Source organism: Falsibacillus pallidus (assembly GCF_003350505.1).
GTDB classification, from domain to species: Bacteria; Bacillota; Bacilli; order Bacillales; family DSM-25281; genus Falsibacillus; species Falsibacillus pallidus.
Map to the genome: position 1 here is coordinate 119,006 of NZ_QQAY01000001.1, position 14,811 is coordinate 133,816.

The 14,811-nt window shown below is 40.5% G+C and carries 13 protein-coding genes and 1 pseudogene; all 14 read right to left on the minus strand.

The annotated features are described in order from the left end of the window. The gene (gene fliE, locus DFR59_RS00580; protein ID WP_114744223.1) at positions 1-318 is read right to left on the minus strand and encodes a flagellar hook-basal body complex protein FliE; all 318 of its coding nucleotides are present in this window, start codon (positions 316-318) and stop codon (positions 1-3) included. 15 nt (positions 319-333) lie between these two features. Continuing rightward, a complete protein-coding gene (flgC, locus tag DFR59_RS00585; RefSeq protein WP_114743685.1) occupies positions 334-786 on the minus strand; it encodes a flagellar basal body rod protein FlgC in 453 nt (150 codons plus the stop codon). Between the two features lie 3 nt (positions 787-789). Then, positions 790-1,182 carry a flagellar basal body rod protein FlgB gene (flgB, locus tag DFR59_RS00590; protein ID WP_114743686.1) on the minus strand — a complete coding sequence of 131 codons (393 nt, stop codon included), beginning with the start codon at positions 1,180-1,182 and terminating at the stop codon, positions 790-792. 495 nt (positions 1,183-1,677) lie between these two features. Continuing rightward, positions 1,678-2,457 carry a GTP-sensing pleiotropic transcriptional regulator CodY gene (codY, locus tag DFR59_RS00595; protein WP_114743687.1) on the minus strand — a complete coding sequence of 260 codons (780 nt, stop codon included), beginning with the start codon at positions 2,455-2,457 and terminating at the stop codon, positions 1,678-1,680. Positions 2,458-2,584: 127 nt separating this feature from the next. Beyond that, positions 2,585-3,985 (minus strand): ATP-dependent protease ATPase subunit HslU, encoded by a 1,401-nt coding sequence (gene hslU / locus DFR59_RS00600; RefSeq protein ID WP_114744224.1) that lies wholly within the window; start codon positions 3,983-3,985, stop codon positions 2,585-2,587. A 33-nt stretch (positions 3,986-4,018) separates the two neighbouring features. Then, entirely contained in the window at positions 4,019-4,561 is a 543-nt protein-coding gene (gene hslV / locus DFR59_RS00605; RefSeq protein WP_114743688.1) for an ATP-dependent protease subunit HslV, read from the minus strand. 28 nt (positions 4,562-4,589) lie between these two features. Next, positions 4,590-5,489: a tyrosine recombinase XerC gene (gene xerC / locus DFR59_RS00610; protein WP_114743689.1), complete on the minus strand. Its 900-nt coding sequence runs from the start codon at positions 5,487-5,489 to the stop codon at positions 4,590-4,592. Positions 5,490-5,550: 61 nt separating this feature from the next. Then, entirely contained in the window at positions 5,551-6,855 is a 1,305-nt protein-coding gene (trmFO, locus tag DFR59_RS00615) for an FADH(2)-oxidizing methylenetetrahydrofolate--tRNA-(uracil(54)-C(5))-methyltransferase TrmFO (RefSeq protein ID WP_114743690.1), read from the minus strand. Positions 6,856-7,058: 203 nt separating this feature from the next. Then, positions 7,059-9,134 (minus strand): type I DNA topoisomerase, encoded by a 2,076-nt coding sequence (gene topA / locus DFR59_RS00620; RefSeq protein WP_114743691.1) that lies wholly within the window; start codon positions 9,132-9,134, stop codon positions 7,059-7,061. A gap of 250 nt (positions 9,135-9,384) precedes the next feature. Then, on the minus strand, positions 9,385-10,281 hold the full coding sequence (dprA, locus tag DFR59_RS00625) for a DNA-processing protein DprA (RefSeq protein WP_245948342.1): 897 nt from the start codon (positions 10,279-10,281) through the stop codon (positions 9,385-9,387). Between the two features lie 42 nt (positions 10,282-10,323). Beyond that, positions 10,324-11,226, minus strand: a complete 903-nt coding sequence (gene sucD / locus DFR59_RS00630) for a succinate--CoA ligase subunit alpha (protein ID WP_114743693.1) — start codon at positions 11,224-11,226, stop codon at positions 10,324-10,326. Between the two features lie 18 nt (positions 11,227-11,244). Continuing rightward, a pseudogene (sucC, locus tag DFR59_RS00635) lies at positions 11,245-12,404 on the minus strand (ADP-forming succinate--CoA ligase subunit beta). A 272-nt stretch (positions 12,405-12,676) separates the two neighbouring features. Next, a complete protein-coding gene (locus DFR59_RS00640) occupies positions 12,677-12,967 on the minus strand; it encodes an EscU/YscU/HrcU family type III secretion system export apparatus switch protein (protein WP_114743694.1) in 291 nt (96 codons plus the stop codon). Further along, positions 12,964-14,802, minus strand: coding sequence for a hypothetical protein (locus tag DFR59_RS00645; RefSeq protein ID WP_114743695.1), 1,839 nt, complete (start codon positions 14,800-14,802; stop codon positions 12,964-12,966). Before DFR59_RS00645 ends, DFR59_RS00640 begins: the two co-directional genes overlap by 4 nt. Between the last annotated feature and the right edge of the window lie 9 nt (positions 14,803-14,811).

Below are 14,811 nucleotides of genomic sequence, written 5' to 3' on the forward strand. Positions count from 1 at the left end.
TTATACTTGCATTCTCATAATCTCTTGATACGCTTCGACTACTTTATTGCGAATCTCGATTGTCGTCTGCATGGTGATGCTCGCCTTTTGAGATGCAATCATTACTTGATGCAAATCAATATCTTTCCCTTGTGCAAGCTGGCCGGTAAGTTTATCCGCTATATTTTGGGATTCGTTCACTTCGTTCAAAGACTCTTTTAAATAATCTGCAAATTTAGTTTGTGCTTTATATGGGTTTTGTAAATTTCCTGCTGATATTTTCGCGTCTGACGGACGCAAAATAGAACTGGTCATCGAACTTATATTATTGATAGCCATCATTCAACGCCTCCCTTATCTGCCAATTTCCAATGATTTCATCATCATCGCTTTTGATGCGTTAAATACAGTGACATTTGCTTCGTAGGAACGGGTAGAACTGATTAAATCTACCATTTCCCTTAATGGATCAACATTCGGCATTTGAACATACCCATCTTTGTTTGCATCAGGATGACTAGGATCATAAACGAGCTTAAAAGGTGTAGGATCTTCTTTTATCGCTGAAACCTTGACGCCTTCTCCCGCTTCACCGCTATTCCCTCTGGCTTCATTTAGAAAAGAGCTAAATGAATCACCTTTCGGCTCCAATACAACGGTTTTGCGGCGGTAAGGCTGCCATTCACCATTCACAAACTTCCCTCTTGTAGAATCCACATTTGCCATATTCGAAGAAATGACATCCATCCTCAATCTTTGAGCAGTAAGTGCTGAGGAAGTCACATTCATACTGTGAAACATAGACATGACCTACCTGCCTCCTTTAATGACTGATTGAAGTATCGAGAATTTACTATTTAACTGAGAAACCAATGAATCAAAATAAATTTGATTGGTAGCTAAATCTGACATCTCTTTGTCAATATCGACACTGTTTCCATTTTCATTATATTGCGCATTTGACTGGGTAACGACTGCTGGATTGACGGATCCGCTTGAAAAAGAAAAGTGCCTCGGATCTGTTCGATATCCTTCAAGCCTTGATCCTTGAACATCCTCCAGGATCTTTTTAAAACTGACATCTTTTGCTTTATAGTTGGGTGTATCGACATTGGCAATATTTTCAGAAATGACTTTTTGCTTTAAAGAAGAATAATTAAGTGCATTTTCAATGCTGCCGATTGTGTTGGAAAATAATTTCATTTTGTACACCTCTGTCCATTTTTATGACAAATTCATATCAAATTTGACAAAAATCGCAAATCATACTAACTATTGTAATAATTAAAGAAGTTAATGTCTATGTACAAAACAGGAAAATACGTGAGTACATTTGACTATTTTCTTACATCGAAACTTTATCCCTATTCAGTAACTGACACTATTCGACATTATATGGATAGAATACCATATTCATTGTTTTTCATAAATAAAAACTAGAAAATATCTTACTGGTTGACCAATAATAGGTAAATTAGTCCTATTAACTGTTTAAAAAATCTATACATTTCAACTGTTTTTATTATTTTAAATAAAAACCACTCTCATTTTTTAGTTCAATAGAACCATTTGAAAATTTTGAATTTTTATTATAATCACCTTTATTTTTATAACATTCTTTACAAATGTAACAAAACATTGAAAATTTTATTCAAAAAAGAAAGCCATCCGTCTCCGGATGGCTTTCTTTTCATTTATTTAGTTGGATTTCAATTTTTCTAATTCGAATAGGAACTTATCGTTAAGGACTTTAATATAGGTACCTTTCATTCCTAATGAACGGGATTCAATTACACCAGCACTCTCAAGCTTTCTCAAAGCATTTACGATTACAGAACGTGTAATTCCTACACGATCAGCTATTTTTGATGCAACTAACAGTCCCTCATTACCATTCAATTCTTCAAAGATATGCTCGATCGCTTCAAGCTCACTGTAAGATAATGAGCTGATTGCCATTTGAACAACTGCTTTGCTTCTTGCTTCTTCTTCGATTTCTTCTGCTTTTTCACGGAGAATTTCCATTCCGACAACTGTTGCACCGTATTCTGCAAGAATCAAATCATCATCTAGGAACTTCTCTTGCAGGCGGGCCAAGATAAGTGTACCTAATCTTTCTCCTCCGCCAATGATAGGAACGATCGTTGTAAGACCACTCTCGAATAATTGTTTGTTTTCAACAGGGAATGCAGTATATTCACTTTCCACATCTAGGTTAGGTGAAGTTTCTTGGACATTGAAAAGATTCTTTGTGTATTCTTCCGGGAATTGGCGATCCTCGAGCATTTTAACCATGCGCTCATTTTCAATCTGTTGATTGATGGAATAACCTAAAAGCTTTCCGCGGCGGCTTACTACAAAGATATTTGCTTCAATTACTTCACATAGTGTTTCAGACATTTCTTTAAAGTTAACAGGCTTCCCTGCTGCTTTTTGAAGCATTGCATTAATCTTTCTTGTTTTCGCTAGTAAATTCATTGTTTTTCCTCCTAGTGACACTATAAGTTCATCTATTATTAAATTTTTTACTGTGATTTTGAAATGGAAGGGTGATATGGTACAAATCTTATCACTTACCTTTACCCTTCTGCTATAAGTACAAACCTTAAAGAATAAATTGGCTTAAATCCTTATTTTTAGAGATTGCACCAAGTTTATCGTCTACATATTGCGGTGTGATATCCACTTTGCCCATAGAGATTTCCGGGGCTTCAAACGATAAATCTTCCAGAAGCTTCTCTAAGATGGTATGGAGTCTTCTTGCACCGATATTATCTGTATTTTGGTTGACATCGAATGCCATTTCTGCAATTCTACGAATAGCTTCGTCAGAAAATTCAATTTGTATACCTTCTGTTTCCAATAATGCCTTATACTGTTTCACAAGGGCATTATCCGGTTCTACAAGAATCTTTACAAAATCCTCAACTGAAAGCTTCGTAAGCTCCACCCTGATTGGAAATCTCCCTTGAAGTTCAGGGATTAAATCCGAAGGCTTCGCCATATGAAAAGCACCTGCTGCAATGAACAAAATATGGTCAGTTTTGATTGAACCGTATTTTGTAACCACTGTGGAACCTTCAACGATTGGCAGGATATCTCTTTGAACACCCTCACGTGAAACATCTGCAGATGAGCTTCCTGAGCTTTTACTTGCAATTTTATCGATCTCATCAATGAAGATAATACCGGATTGCTCCGCACGATAAACAGCTTCAGAGGTCACTTCATCCATATCGATAAGTTTTTGGGCCTCATCATTGGTCAATACTTGCCTCGCCTCTTTGACTGTCAGCTTTCTTTTCTTCTTCTTTTTAGGAAGGAAGCTGCTGAACGCATCCTGCATATTCATCCCCATCTGTTCCATTCCAGAACCTTGAAGCATATCGAACATGGATGCCTGCTGTTCTTCAACCTCAACCGTGACCAATTCGTTCTCCAGTTCACCATTTGCCAGTTTGGCTTCAATGATTTTTCTTTTTTCGTAAGAAGTTGCTTCTTCTTTTGAATCATGATCGTCTTCAGAAGTTGAAGGATTGGCCCCGCCAAAAATCATTTCAAAAGGATTTTTATAATTGTTTGTTTTCTTGGATCCAGGAATGAGAAGCTCAATAAGTCTTTTGTTTGCATTCTCTTCCGCACGTTCTTTAACGGATTCTTTCATTTCTTCTTTGACGAGTCGGACTGAAGTCTCCATTAGATCCCTTACCATGGATTCTACGTCCCGTCCGACGTAGCCGACTTCCGTGAATTTTGTTGCTTCGACCTTGATGAATGGTGCACCGACAAGCTTCGCCATACGACGGGCAATTTCAGTCTTTCCTACACCGGTAGGTCCAATCATCAAGATATTCTTAGGAATGATTTCATCACGAAGATTTTCATTAAGCAGACCGCGGCGGTATCGATTTCGGAGTGCCACTGCAACTGCCCGTTTTGCATCATTTTGACCGATAATGTATTGGTCAAGCTTCTCTACGATTTGACGTGGTGTGAGATTCATCATTGTTTTTTTATTCAAGCTGCCCACTCCTTTTTTTTACAGCTCTTCCACGATGATATTTCCATTAGTATAGACGCAAATATCTGCAGCGATTTCGAGTGCTGCTTTTGCAATTTCGCTTGCTGTTAAATGATCGCCGGAATACTGTTTTAATGCCCTGCCTGCTGATAGTGCATAATTTCCTCCAGAACCAATGGCAAGGATGCCGTCATCCGGTTCAATGACTTCACCGGTGCCTGACACGAGCAGAAGCTGTTCAGCATCCATAACAATCAGCATTGCTTCAAGCTTCCTTAATACTTTGTCGCTCCTCCATTGTTTAGCAAGCTCAACTGCTGCACGCTGGATATTGCCGTTAAATTCCTGCAATTTTGCTTCAAACATTTCGAAGAGGGTAAAAGCATCTGCCACAGATCCCGCAAATCCAGCCAGAACTTTTCCATTGAACAGTTTTCTCACTTTGCGTGCTGTATGCTTCATTACGACTGCATTGCCAAATGTGACCTGGCCGTCTCCAGCCATGGCGCAGCCGCCTTTATGATGAACTGCAAATATCGTAGTTGCATGAAAGTTTCCCATAAAACAACCTCCCTAACTGGGGATAATATCAAGCTCTTGGATGGTGGGCCATATAAGTCTTTTTTAAATGCTCCTTAGTGACATGGGTATATACTTGCGTCGATGATAAATGTTCATGGCCAAGAAGCTCTTGGACCGTCCTCAAATCCGCACCGTGATTCAGTAAATGAGTTGCGAATGTATGCCTGAGCATATGAGGATGAATTTTATTGGTCAAGGATGCTTTATCGATTATCTGATTCAATATATACCTGAAACCAACTGGCTTTAATGGCTTCCCTCTTGCATTAACGAAAAGATGTGCATGGTCCTCATTCCCCATCAGCTTGCCTCTACTATTATTTATGTATCTTTCAATGGCTTCATGTGCAAAGCTTCCAAATAGGACAAATCGTTCTTTATTTCCTTTTCCGCGCACTAACAACGTGGAAAGATGAAAATCAAGATCTTTCATCTGTATCCCTGCACATTCGCTGACCCTTATGCCGGTCGCATACAATAGTTCAAGGATTGCCCTGTTCCGCTCGCCTAAATTAGCATGCTCCGAGCTTGCCTCAAATAGCTTCTCCATTTCTTCTTCATAAAAAAATTTCGGCAGCCTCACCGAAGACTTCGGCTGCGAAACCATGCTGAATGGATTTTCCGCAAGAATGGATTCCCTATTCAAATATTTAAAGAAACTCCTCAAACTGGAAATCTTTCTTGCGACGCTCGCTCGTGCATATTCCATTTCATGAAGCTTCGTTAAAAAAAGGCGTGCATCAAAATATTCAACATCTTTCACATTTTTTATACCTTGTTCATTCATGAACATAAAAAACGCTTCAATATCTTTTTGATACTGCTCAATTGTATATTCCGAATAGTTCTTTTCTATCTTAAGGAATTCAATAAAGGATTCCAATAAAATACATGGTTTTTGATCCATCTATAACACCTCACAAGGGCTACTAAATATTATCACAATTTAGTAGCCCTTGCAATTAATTTTACAAATTTTTCACAAAGTTTTGAATTGTTTCTAAAGCTCTGTTCGCATGTTGTTCGTATCTTTCTTTTTTCGATTTTATTCTCTCCGGCAACTCAGGGAATAAACCAAAATTCGCGTTCATAGGCTGGAAGTTTTTCTTGCTTGTTGTAGTGATGTAATTAGCCATGCTTCCGATTGCCGTCTCATGAGGGAATACGACAGGTTCTTCACCCAATGCCAGTCTAGCAGCATTGATGCCTGCTGCAAGTCCGCTTGCTGCTGATTCAACGTAGCCCTCAACACCAGTCATTTGTCCGGCGAAAAATAGTTCTTCTTTATTTCTGAATTGGTAAGTAGCTTTAAGGACACTCGGTGAATTGATGAAAGTATTTCGATGCATAACACCGTAGCGGACGATTTCCGCATTTTCAAGTCCCGGAATCAATTTTAAAACTTCTTTTTGCGGGCCCCACTTCAAATGTGTCTGGAAACCGACAATATTATATAATGTGCCTGCTGCATCATCTTGTCTGAGCTGGACCACTGCATAAGGACGCTTACCGGTCTTAGGATCTTCCAATCCCACCGGCTTTAAAGGTCCAAACAACATAGTCTTTTTGCCGCGCTGTGCCATTACTTCAATCGGCATGCAGCCTTCAAAGAAAATCTCTTTTTCAAACTCTTTCAATGGAACTGTTTCAGCAGAAATCAATGCTTCATAAAATTCATCAAATTCTTCCTCATTCATTGGACAATTCAAATACGCTGCTTCGCCTTTGTCATAGCGAGATTTTAAATAGACTTTATCCATATCGATGCTGTCTTTTTCGAGAATCGGTGCGGCTGCATCATAAAAATATAAATATTCCTCACCGGTCAATTCCTTTAATCTCTCAGATAATTCAGGACTTGTCAATGGACCAGTCGCAATAACTGTGATTCCTTCCGGGATTTCTGTCACTTCTTCATTGAAGACAGTAACATTCGGATGATTCCTTACTTTATCCGTTACATGTCCAGCGAATTCATGACGGTCTACAGCTAATGCCCCTCCTGCAGGGACTGCACATGCATCAGCTGATTGAATGATGACAGAATCCAGGTTGCGCATTTCTTCTTTAAGCACGCCTACCGCATTCGTCAAACCGTTTGCCCTTAAAGAATTGGAGCAGACCAACTCTGCAAATTTATCTGTATGGTGAGCAGGAGTCTGCTTCACTGGGCGCATCTCATATAAATTTACTTTTAAGCCTCTATTGGCAATCTGCCAGGCTGCTTCGCTGCCCGCGAGACCTGCTCCGATTACATTCACTGTTTTAGTCATACTTTGATCCTCCTAATTTTATGTAAAATCATATCATCTGATTATGAATCCGGTTAGAAAAAGGTATATATTTTCAAAAAACCAATTATAAGAATAGCATAGATTCGATCATTTACCTACATCGAAGTGAATGGAAATTGATTTGCATCCCCATTTTTGAAGTAAATGAGAAAAGGCGAGCCAAAGAATCAGCCCACCTTCTCTCAGTTTTGCGGTTCTTCCTTATAATCACAAGCAGTACATTGAACCTGCACACCTTTTTTAAGCTTCTTCTCAACCAGCATCTCATCACATTTTGGACAAGTTCTTTCCAGCGGCTTATCCCAAGAAAGGAAATCACATTCCGGAAATTGATCGCAGCCGTAAAAAATCCTGCGCTTTTTACTTTTTCTTTCTATAATATTACCCTTTTTACATTTCGGACAGCTGACGCCAATTTCTTTTACAATCGGCTTTGTATTCCTGCAGTCCGGGAAATTGGAGCAGGCCATAAACTTTCCATACCGTCCCATTTTAAAGACCATTGGATTCCCGCAGTGTTCGCAATCCTCGCCTGCGTATTCAGGCTTGATTTCGACTTCTTCCATTTCCTTTTCAGCTTTTTCAAGATTCTTTTCAAAGCCCATGTAAAACTCATCAATTACTTTAACCCATTTGATCTTGCCTTCTTCAATGTCATCAAGGCTTGTTTCCATCTTGGCGGTAAATTCCACATCCAAAATTTCAGGGAAGAATTCCAAAATCAATTGAAGGACGATTTCCCCCAGTTCAGTAGGAATGAAGCGTTTATTATCAAGCGCTACATAGCCCCGCTTTTGTATGGTATCCAATGTCGGCGCATATGTGGATGGCCTTCCAATGCCCAGTTCTTCCAGCGTTTTCACGAGCCTCGCTTCTGTATACCTTGGTGGCGGCTGGGTGAAATGCTGCTTCGGGTCTATTTCATTGGATTTCACCTTATCTCCTACTGACAGATCTGGAAGCAGGTTTTCTTTTTCCTCTAAACCATCATCCGTTCCTTCAATGTATACTTTCATAAATCCGGCGAATTTCACTTTAGAGCCGTTGGAACGGAATACAATATCGCCGTTAGAAACGTCTACACTCATTGTATCCATCACAGCTGAAGCCATTTGGCTCGCAACAAAACGCTCCCATATCAGTCGGTAAAGCCTCAATTGATCACGGCTCAAGAACGATTTCATGGAGGCAGGATCCCTTAAAGTACTCGTTGGACGGATTGCTTCATGGGCATCCTGGGATTTTGCCGACTTTTTCTCTGCCCGTGGTTCAGTCCTGTTATACTCTTTTCCATACTGGCCTTCAATGTATTCAAATGCCTCTTTCTGAGCTACCTCAGAAATTCTTGTCGAATCTGTTCTCATGTAGGTAATGAGACCGACTGTTCCTTCCTTGCCAAGTTCGATCCCTTCATAAAGCTGCTGTGCAAGCATCATTGTCTTTTTAGCCCTGAAGTTCAGCTTCCTTGCGGCTTCCTGCTGCAGGGATGAAGTGGTAAATGGAGGTGCTGGGTTTCGCTTTCTTTCTTTTTTCGTCACATTTGTGATTTCAAAGTTTTTACCCTTTATGGCATCCAATACCTTCTTGACTTCTTCCTCCGATTTCAGTTCCATTTTCTTGCCGTTGATGCCGAAGAAATGTCCGCTGAATTCGTCTTTTCCTTTTTCAAATAGGGCTTCAACGCTCCAGTACTCTTCCGGGATGAAGTCTTTGATTTCTTTTTCACGATCGATTATAAGTCTGACGGCAACAGACTGGACCCTGCCGGCACTTAGACCTTTTTTCACCTTTTTCCAGAGGAGGGGAGAAATATTGTACCCTACCAGTCTATCTAACACCCTTCTCGCTTGCTGTGCATCGACAAGATCCATATTGATAGGTCTCGGATATTTAAACGATTCTTTTATAGCATCTTTGGTAATCTCATTAAATACCACCCTGCAGTCGGAATGGACATCAATATCCAGGCTGTGTGCCAAATGCCAGGCGATTGCTTCCCCTTCCCTGTCGGGGTCAGCTGCGAGAAAAATTTTCTTTGCTTTTTTCGCAGCTGTCTTTAATTCTTTAAGTACTGGGCCTTTGCCCCTGATGGTTATATATTTTGGTTCAAAATTATTTTCAGAACTAACACCCATCTGACTTTTCGGCAAATCCCTTACATGTCCCATGGATGCTTTCACTTTATATTTTTTTCCTAGATAGCGCTCGATTGTTTTCGCCTTGGCGGGCGATTCAACAATCACTAAAAACTCTGACATTCAAAATCCTCCTTAGAGGTAATTAGTAAAGTATTAGAAACATTTAACCTATTTCTTCTATTCATTAGTCTGCAGAAATCATATATTTTATACTTCCCGAAACCGTTTACAGGCAAATGCATCTTGAAAAAAGCAAGATTATGTTCAATCAGGCAGTAAACGGCAATAAATTTTGGTTCTGTTGAAATGTATAACATATTTAAAGGAAATGCAACTATTTTGAGATAAATTACTTAAGATGTACAAAATACTATGAATAAAAATTAGTCAATTCCTCTGTAATATCGTTCCCGTTCATAACGAGCTTTGCACCTTGCTGGATCAGGAAATGGGACCCTTCATATTCTGGCAGATGCATGGATCCGGGCACTGCAAAAACCTCTCTTCCTTCCTGGAGGGCCAGTTCGGCTGTAATGAGCGAACCGCTTTTCTTTGCAGCCTGGACGACCAAAGTGCCACTGGCCATGCCTGAAATGATCCGATTCCTCATTGGAAAATGCCACGGATTGGGTTTTTGATGTGGAGGGTATTCTGAAAGTAATAAATGGTTTAATTTCATATTCTCTGCAAGCGTCCGATTTTCCTGCGGATATATATGAAAAAACCCGCTTCCTAAAACTCCTATTGTTTGGCCGCCATGATTGATGGTCAGTGTGTGAGCTGCTTTATCCACTCCTTTTGCCAGACCGCTTGTAATCACAAATCCGTTTGACACCAAGTGTGGAATCAATTTGGACAAGGCCATAAGGGATGGCTCCACGACTTTTCTTGAACCAACAACAGCCAATTGGCGCTCGTTTAATAATGACGGATTTCCAATTGCATACAACAGCCACGGTGGATTATAAATGTTTTTCAGCAGGTGAGGATATTGAGGGTCTTTAAAATGAATTATATAAATTTGATTCAGTCGATAGGAATGGAATAGTTTTTCAAAAGGTAGTGTATGGAGATTTCGATGAAGTTCTGTGGCTTTCATTGAGGAGATTTGGAGTTTTGATTGAAAGTATGAAACACTTCTTGATTCCAGGCATCGAAGTTCCGGGTCGTCGTCTAGGAGCCTTTGCAGCTGTCTAAAAGAAATTACGGCGCAGTGGTTAAGCATAGTTAATTTTGTTTTAAGCGGGTTCATCATTTCCTCCTTCATGATAAAATACAGCCCCTCGTTTAGAGGGACTGTATTGAAAAATTAATGAGTTTTACAGTTTTCGTAAATGCCTTTTTCTTTAAGGACTTTAATCAAAGTTTCACCCATAACGGAAGGAGTATCAGCTACTTCGATTCCGCAAGCATTCATTACTTTGATTTTTTCATCTGCAGTTCCTTTTCCTCCTGAGATGATCGCACCAGCATGGCCCATGCGTTTTCCTGGAGGTGCAGTTCTTCCGCCGATGAAGCCGACAACCGGCTTAGTCATATTCGCTTTCACCCATTCAGCAGCTTCTTCTTCAGCAGTACCGCCGATTTCTCCAATCATGATGACAGCATAAGTATCAGGATCTTCGTTGAAAGCTTTCAAAACATCGATGAAGTTTGTACCATTCACTGGGTCTCCACCGATTCCAACAGCTGTTGATTGTCCGATTCCAGCTTCAGATAACTGATGTACAGCTTCATATGTCAATGTACCAGAGCGGGAAACAACACCAACATGGCCTTTTGTATGGATGTAGCCAGGCATGATACCGATTTTGCATTCATCAGGCGTGATGACGCCAGGGCAGTTCGGTCCTACCAAGCGAGTTTTCTTGCCTTCCATGTAGCGTTTCACTTTTACCATATCCAAAACCGGGATATGTTCAGTGATACAAATAGCCATATCTAATTCTGCATCTACAGCTTCCATGATTGCATCTGCAGCAAATGGAGCAGGAACATAGATGACAGAAACGTTGGCTCCCGTTTCTTTTACAGCATCAGAAACTGTATTGAAGACAGGTACGCCTTCCACTTCAGTACCGCCTTTTCCAGGTGAAGTACCGCCGACAATCTTTGTTCCATATTCGATCATTTGCTTTGTATGGAAAAGAGCCGTTTTCCCTGTAATACCTTGTACGATTACTTTAGTATCTTTATTAATGAATACACTCATTACGTCTCCCTGCCTTTCTTATCCTACTTGGTTAACGATTTTTTGCGCGCCGTCAGCCATTGATTCTGCAGCGATGATGTTCAATCCTGATTCGCTTAGGATTTTCTTCCCTAAATCGACGTTTGTACCTTCAAGTCGAACGACAAGAGGAACAGACAACCCGATTTGTTTTGCCGCCTCAACAACACCAGAAGCAATGATATCGCACTTCATGATTCCACCGAAAATGTTGACGAAAATACCTTTGACATTTTCATCGGAAAGGATGATTTTGAATGCTTCTGTTACTTTCTCAGCTGTCGCGCCGCCCCCAACATCAAGGAAGTTAGCAGGGTCTCCGCCGTAGTGCTTGATGATATCCATTGTCGCCATCGCAAGTCCTGCGCCGTTTACCATACAGCCGATGTTTCCATCAAGGGAAATGTAGCTGAGATCATATTTAGATGCTTCGATTTCTTTTGCATCTTCTTCTTCTAAGTCGCGGTATTCAAGAATATCTTTTTGGCGGAATAATGCATTTGAATCAAAATTCAATTTTGCATCAAGCGCCATGACATTCCCATCTCCTGTTACAACAAGAGGGTTGATTTCAGCGATGGAGCAGTCCTTCTCGACAAATGCCGTATAAAGGCCATCATGAATTTAACTGCTTTGTTCACCAGTTCTTTAGGGATGTTGATGTTGAAAGCAATTCGGCGTGCCTGGAAGCCTGTAAGGCCGACAACCGGATCGATTGCTTCTTTGAAGATTTTTTCTGGTGTTTTTTCTGCTACTTCTTCAATCTCTGTACCGCCTTCTTCAGATGCCATTAAGACAACTCTGGAAGTCGCACGGTCCATTACAAGGCCAACATAATATTCTTTCTTGATGTCGCAGCCTTCTTCAACAAGTAAGCGCTTTACTTCTTTTCCTTCTGGCCCTGTTTGGTGGGTAACCAGTGTTTTGCCTAAGATCTCTTGTGCATATGTACGAACTTCGTCCAAATTCTTTGCAACTTTGACTCCGCCCGCTTTCCCACGGCCGCCGGCATGAATCTGTGCCTTAACGACTGTGACGCTTGTACCTAATTCTTTTGCAGCTTCAACAGCTTCTTCAACAGTGAAGGCAACTTTCCCGTTTGGCACTGCAACCCCGTATTTTCTGAGGATTTCTTTACCTTGGTACTCATGTATATTCATATTCCATCCTCCTATCAAACTCTTCTAAAAATAGACTGCGCTTTCATTGTATATAATCAGTGATTATCTGTCTACCGTTTCGACTTAAATATTATATTAATTTAAAATTTCTGAACATTTTACCGTTATTTTCATACTAAAACACTTGCATTCCCTGCTTAATTATTGTGGATTTATGCACATAATACTTTTCCAATAAAACTTTTTCGTGGGATTTTATACCAATTTATTTAACTTTAAATCAACGAAAAAAATAACGGGGAAGGCCCCCGTCACGTTCTATCAATCTCATTCCTATCCAGGCGATATATAAAAGCAAATACTTCCGCCACAGCTTGGTATAATTCTTCCGGGATGGACTGATTGATATCCAGCTGTCCTAAGAGTCCTACTAAACTTGGATCTTCCTGTATGGGTACACCTGATTCCTTAGCTTTTTCTACTATATTTTCTGCAGTGATCCCTTTCCCTTTAGCAATGACTGCAGGGGCATCTTGCATATCAGAACGATAGCTGAGGGCGACAGCTTCCTTTCGCTTAAGCTTGTTTGATTGATTCTTCATATTTTGATATCCACCCCTTTATAGGAATCCTTCTGTTTGATGGATAAGTTCAACAATGGGATTTCTTTGGTCTCCCATTCTTTTATTTGTATGGAGGACAGTTGATAGCCCATCGATTCAAGCCCTTCCCGCAAAGGAGCTGAAAGCTTTTCTGACGACTGCTTTAAATCCATATGATTATAAATCGTCAATGAGACAATACGATTTTGAACATTCATATCGACCATCGTTTCTTTAAGTCCCTGCAATTCCAAATAGAACAAAATTCTACAGTGTGAAGAATCGATTTCGCCTTTTTCATTTTTCCTGCCTGTCCATTGCATTGTCAAATCCGTCTGCTGAGCCATGAAAGAAAGGGGAATTTGCATAATGATGGATTGTATCGGCCCCGAATCCCCGCTCGCGGCTGTCTGGCCATTTAAATGGTGCAACAGACTTTGAGCCATTTCCTTGCTTGATGTGGAGTGGTTTTCTGATAGAAATTGAACCAGCATAGGCTTTAATTGATCTTTTCCCGGAATTCCCCCTTTGCCGAGTGCAGCTTCATAATTGACGCCGAGCTTGTCCAATACGCTCTTGAAAAGGTATAAGGCATCTCCCTTATTCATCGTTTGAAGAAGTTCGTTTCTCACCTCTGTAGAGACTCCCTGAAGATACTTATTTTCCTTTTGAAGCATATCACCTTTTAAACCAGCCAAGTCCTCCAATTGAATGACTGCTTGTTTCATTTGCTCAGGGGAGTTCCCATTCAATAAAGACCATATCTTCCCGGTCTCCCCTAATAATCCATCACCATCTGACAGTAGATTTGAGTATCCTTCAAACAGATATCTGAATATTTGCTGAGATTTCATAGGCTGCTGGCTGCTTAGTGCCTTTTCCGCAGATTGGAAGGGGTGTTCATTTCCAATGCCAATTGCCTTTGCTTTTTCTACTAATCCCTCTAGTAGCACCTTTGCTTGTTTAACATCTAGTTCCCCATTATGTTTAAGAGAGTTTTGAAGGGCAAGCCATTCATTTTTCTTCAATTGTCCCGAGTCATCGCCTGAGAACCTTTTCATAGCAGCCAGAATGGATTCCTCTTTCGTTCCTCCACTTGCCAGGCCAGTCTTTTGCAAAATAGACAACGCTTCTTCGGAATGAGCATCCCCTTGGGAAAATGCAGTATGAATAATGCGTTGGAGTGATTTTGCCGCAGCCATTCCGTCCCCTGAAGATTTGAGAGTTTCAATCGTTTTGACTAAAGATTCAACTGTCCGGTCCTGCGGCTCCTGCTTAAGTACGCCAATGAATTCCGATAGCAGTTTTATAGTCGAATTGCCTTGGTCAATGGAATACAATGATTGGAACACCGATTTTGTTTGAGGCAGATTCCCTAAAAGAATGGCCTTAATGGTCTGAAAGCCTTTCTCAATCGGCTCCATATCCTTCAACAATTCCATGGCATTTAATAGAGTCTCCCTTGAAATTGGAAGTCCTTCCTTTTGTAAAAAACCTAAGATGGATGTGCTTGATTGACTCTGAGGAACGTTCAGATTCTTCAATACTGGTGATGCATCCGATTTGGCAAAATCCTGTCCCTGGGAAGCAAAATTTTTTAAGTGTATCTCTCCATCTTGGGAAGCAACTTTAAGCCAATGCCCTCCAGATTTAATTTCTCCATCCAGTCTTGCAAGCAGCTTTTGATTTCCAATTTGAATTTCTGCCGTTCCATTGGAAAATGTTTTTTTCACTGTGCCATATATAATATCTCCATGCCTCAAACTGCGAATCTTTTCTGCTTTTAGATTGGCATCAACAGAAGCCGCCGCGGCACCTCTACTCTGTAAAATCATCGACCCCGA

Excerpts from the sequence above, each read along its gene's own strand:
- fliE (WP_114744223.1), bottom strand. The coding sequence starts at position 318 with ATGGCTATCAATAATATAAGTTCGATGACCAGTTCTATTTTGCGTCCG.
- flgC (WP_114743685.1), bottom strand. The coding sequence starts at position 786 with ATGTCTATGTTTCACAGTATGAATGTGACTTCCTCAGCACTTACTGCT.
- flgB (WP_114743686.1), bottom strand. The coding sequence starts at position 1,182 with ATGAAATTATTTTCCAACACAATCGGCAGCATTGAAAATGCACTTAAT.
- codY (WP_114743687.1), bottom strand. The coding sequence starts at position 2,457 with ATGAATTTACTAGCGAAAACAAGAAAGATTAATGCAATGCTTCAAAAA.
- hslU (WP_114744224.1), bottom strand. The coding sequence starts at position 3,985 with ATGATGAATCTCACACCACGTCAAATCGTAGAGAAGCTTGACCAATAC.
- hslV (WP_114743688.1), bottom strand. The coding sequence starts at position 4,561 with ATGGGAAACTTTCATGCAACTACGATATTTGCAGTTCATCATAAAGGC.
- xerC (WP_114743689.1), bottom strand. The coding sequence starts at position 5,489 with ATGGATCAAAAACCATGTATTTTATTGGAATCCTTTATTGAATTCCTT.
- trmFO (WP_114743690.1), bottom strand. The coding sequence starts at position 6,855 with ATGACTAAAACAGTGAATGTAATCGGAGCAGGTCTCGCGGGCAGCGAA.
- topA (WP_114743691.1), bottom strand. The coding sequence starts at position 9,134 with ATGTCAGAGTTTTTAGTGATTGTTGAATCGCCCGCCAAGGCGAAAACA.
- dprA (WP_245948342.1), bottom strand. The coding sequence starts at position 10,281 with ATGAAGGAGGAAATGATGAACCCGCTTAAAACAAAATTAACTATGCTT.
- sucD (WP_114743693.1), bottom strand. The coding sequence starts at position 11,226 with ATGAGTGTATTCATTAATAAAGATACTAAAGTAATCGTACAAGGTATT.
- DFR59_RS00640 (WP_114743694.1), bottom strand. The coding sequence starts at position 12,967 with ATGAAGAATCAATCAAACAAGCTTAAGCGAAAGGAAGCTGTCGCCCTC.
- DFR59_RS00645 (WP_114743695.1), bottom strand. The coding sequence starts at position 14,802 with ATGATTTTACAGAGTAGAGGTGCCGCGGCGGCTTCTGTTGATGCCAAT.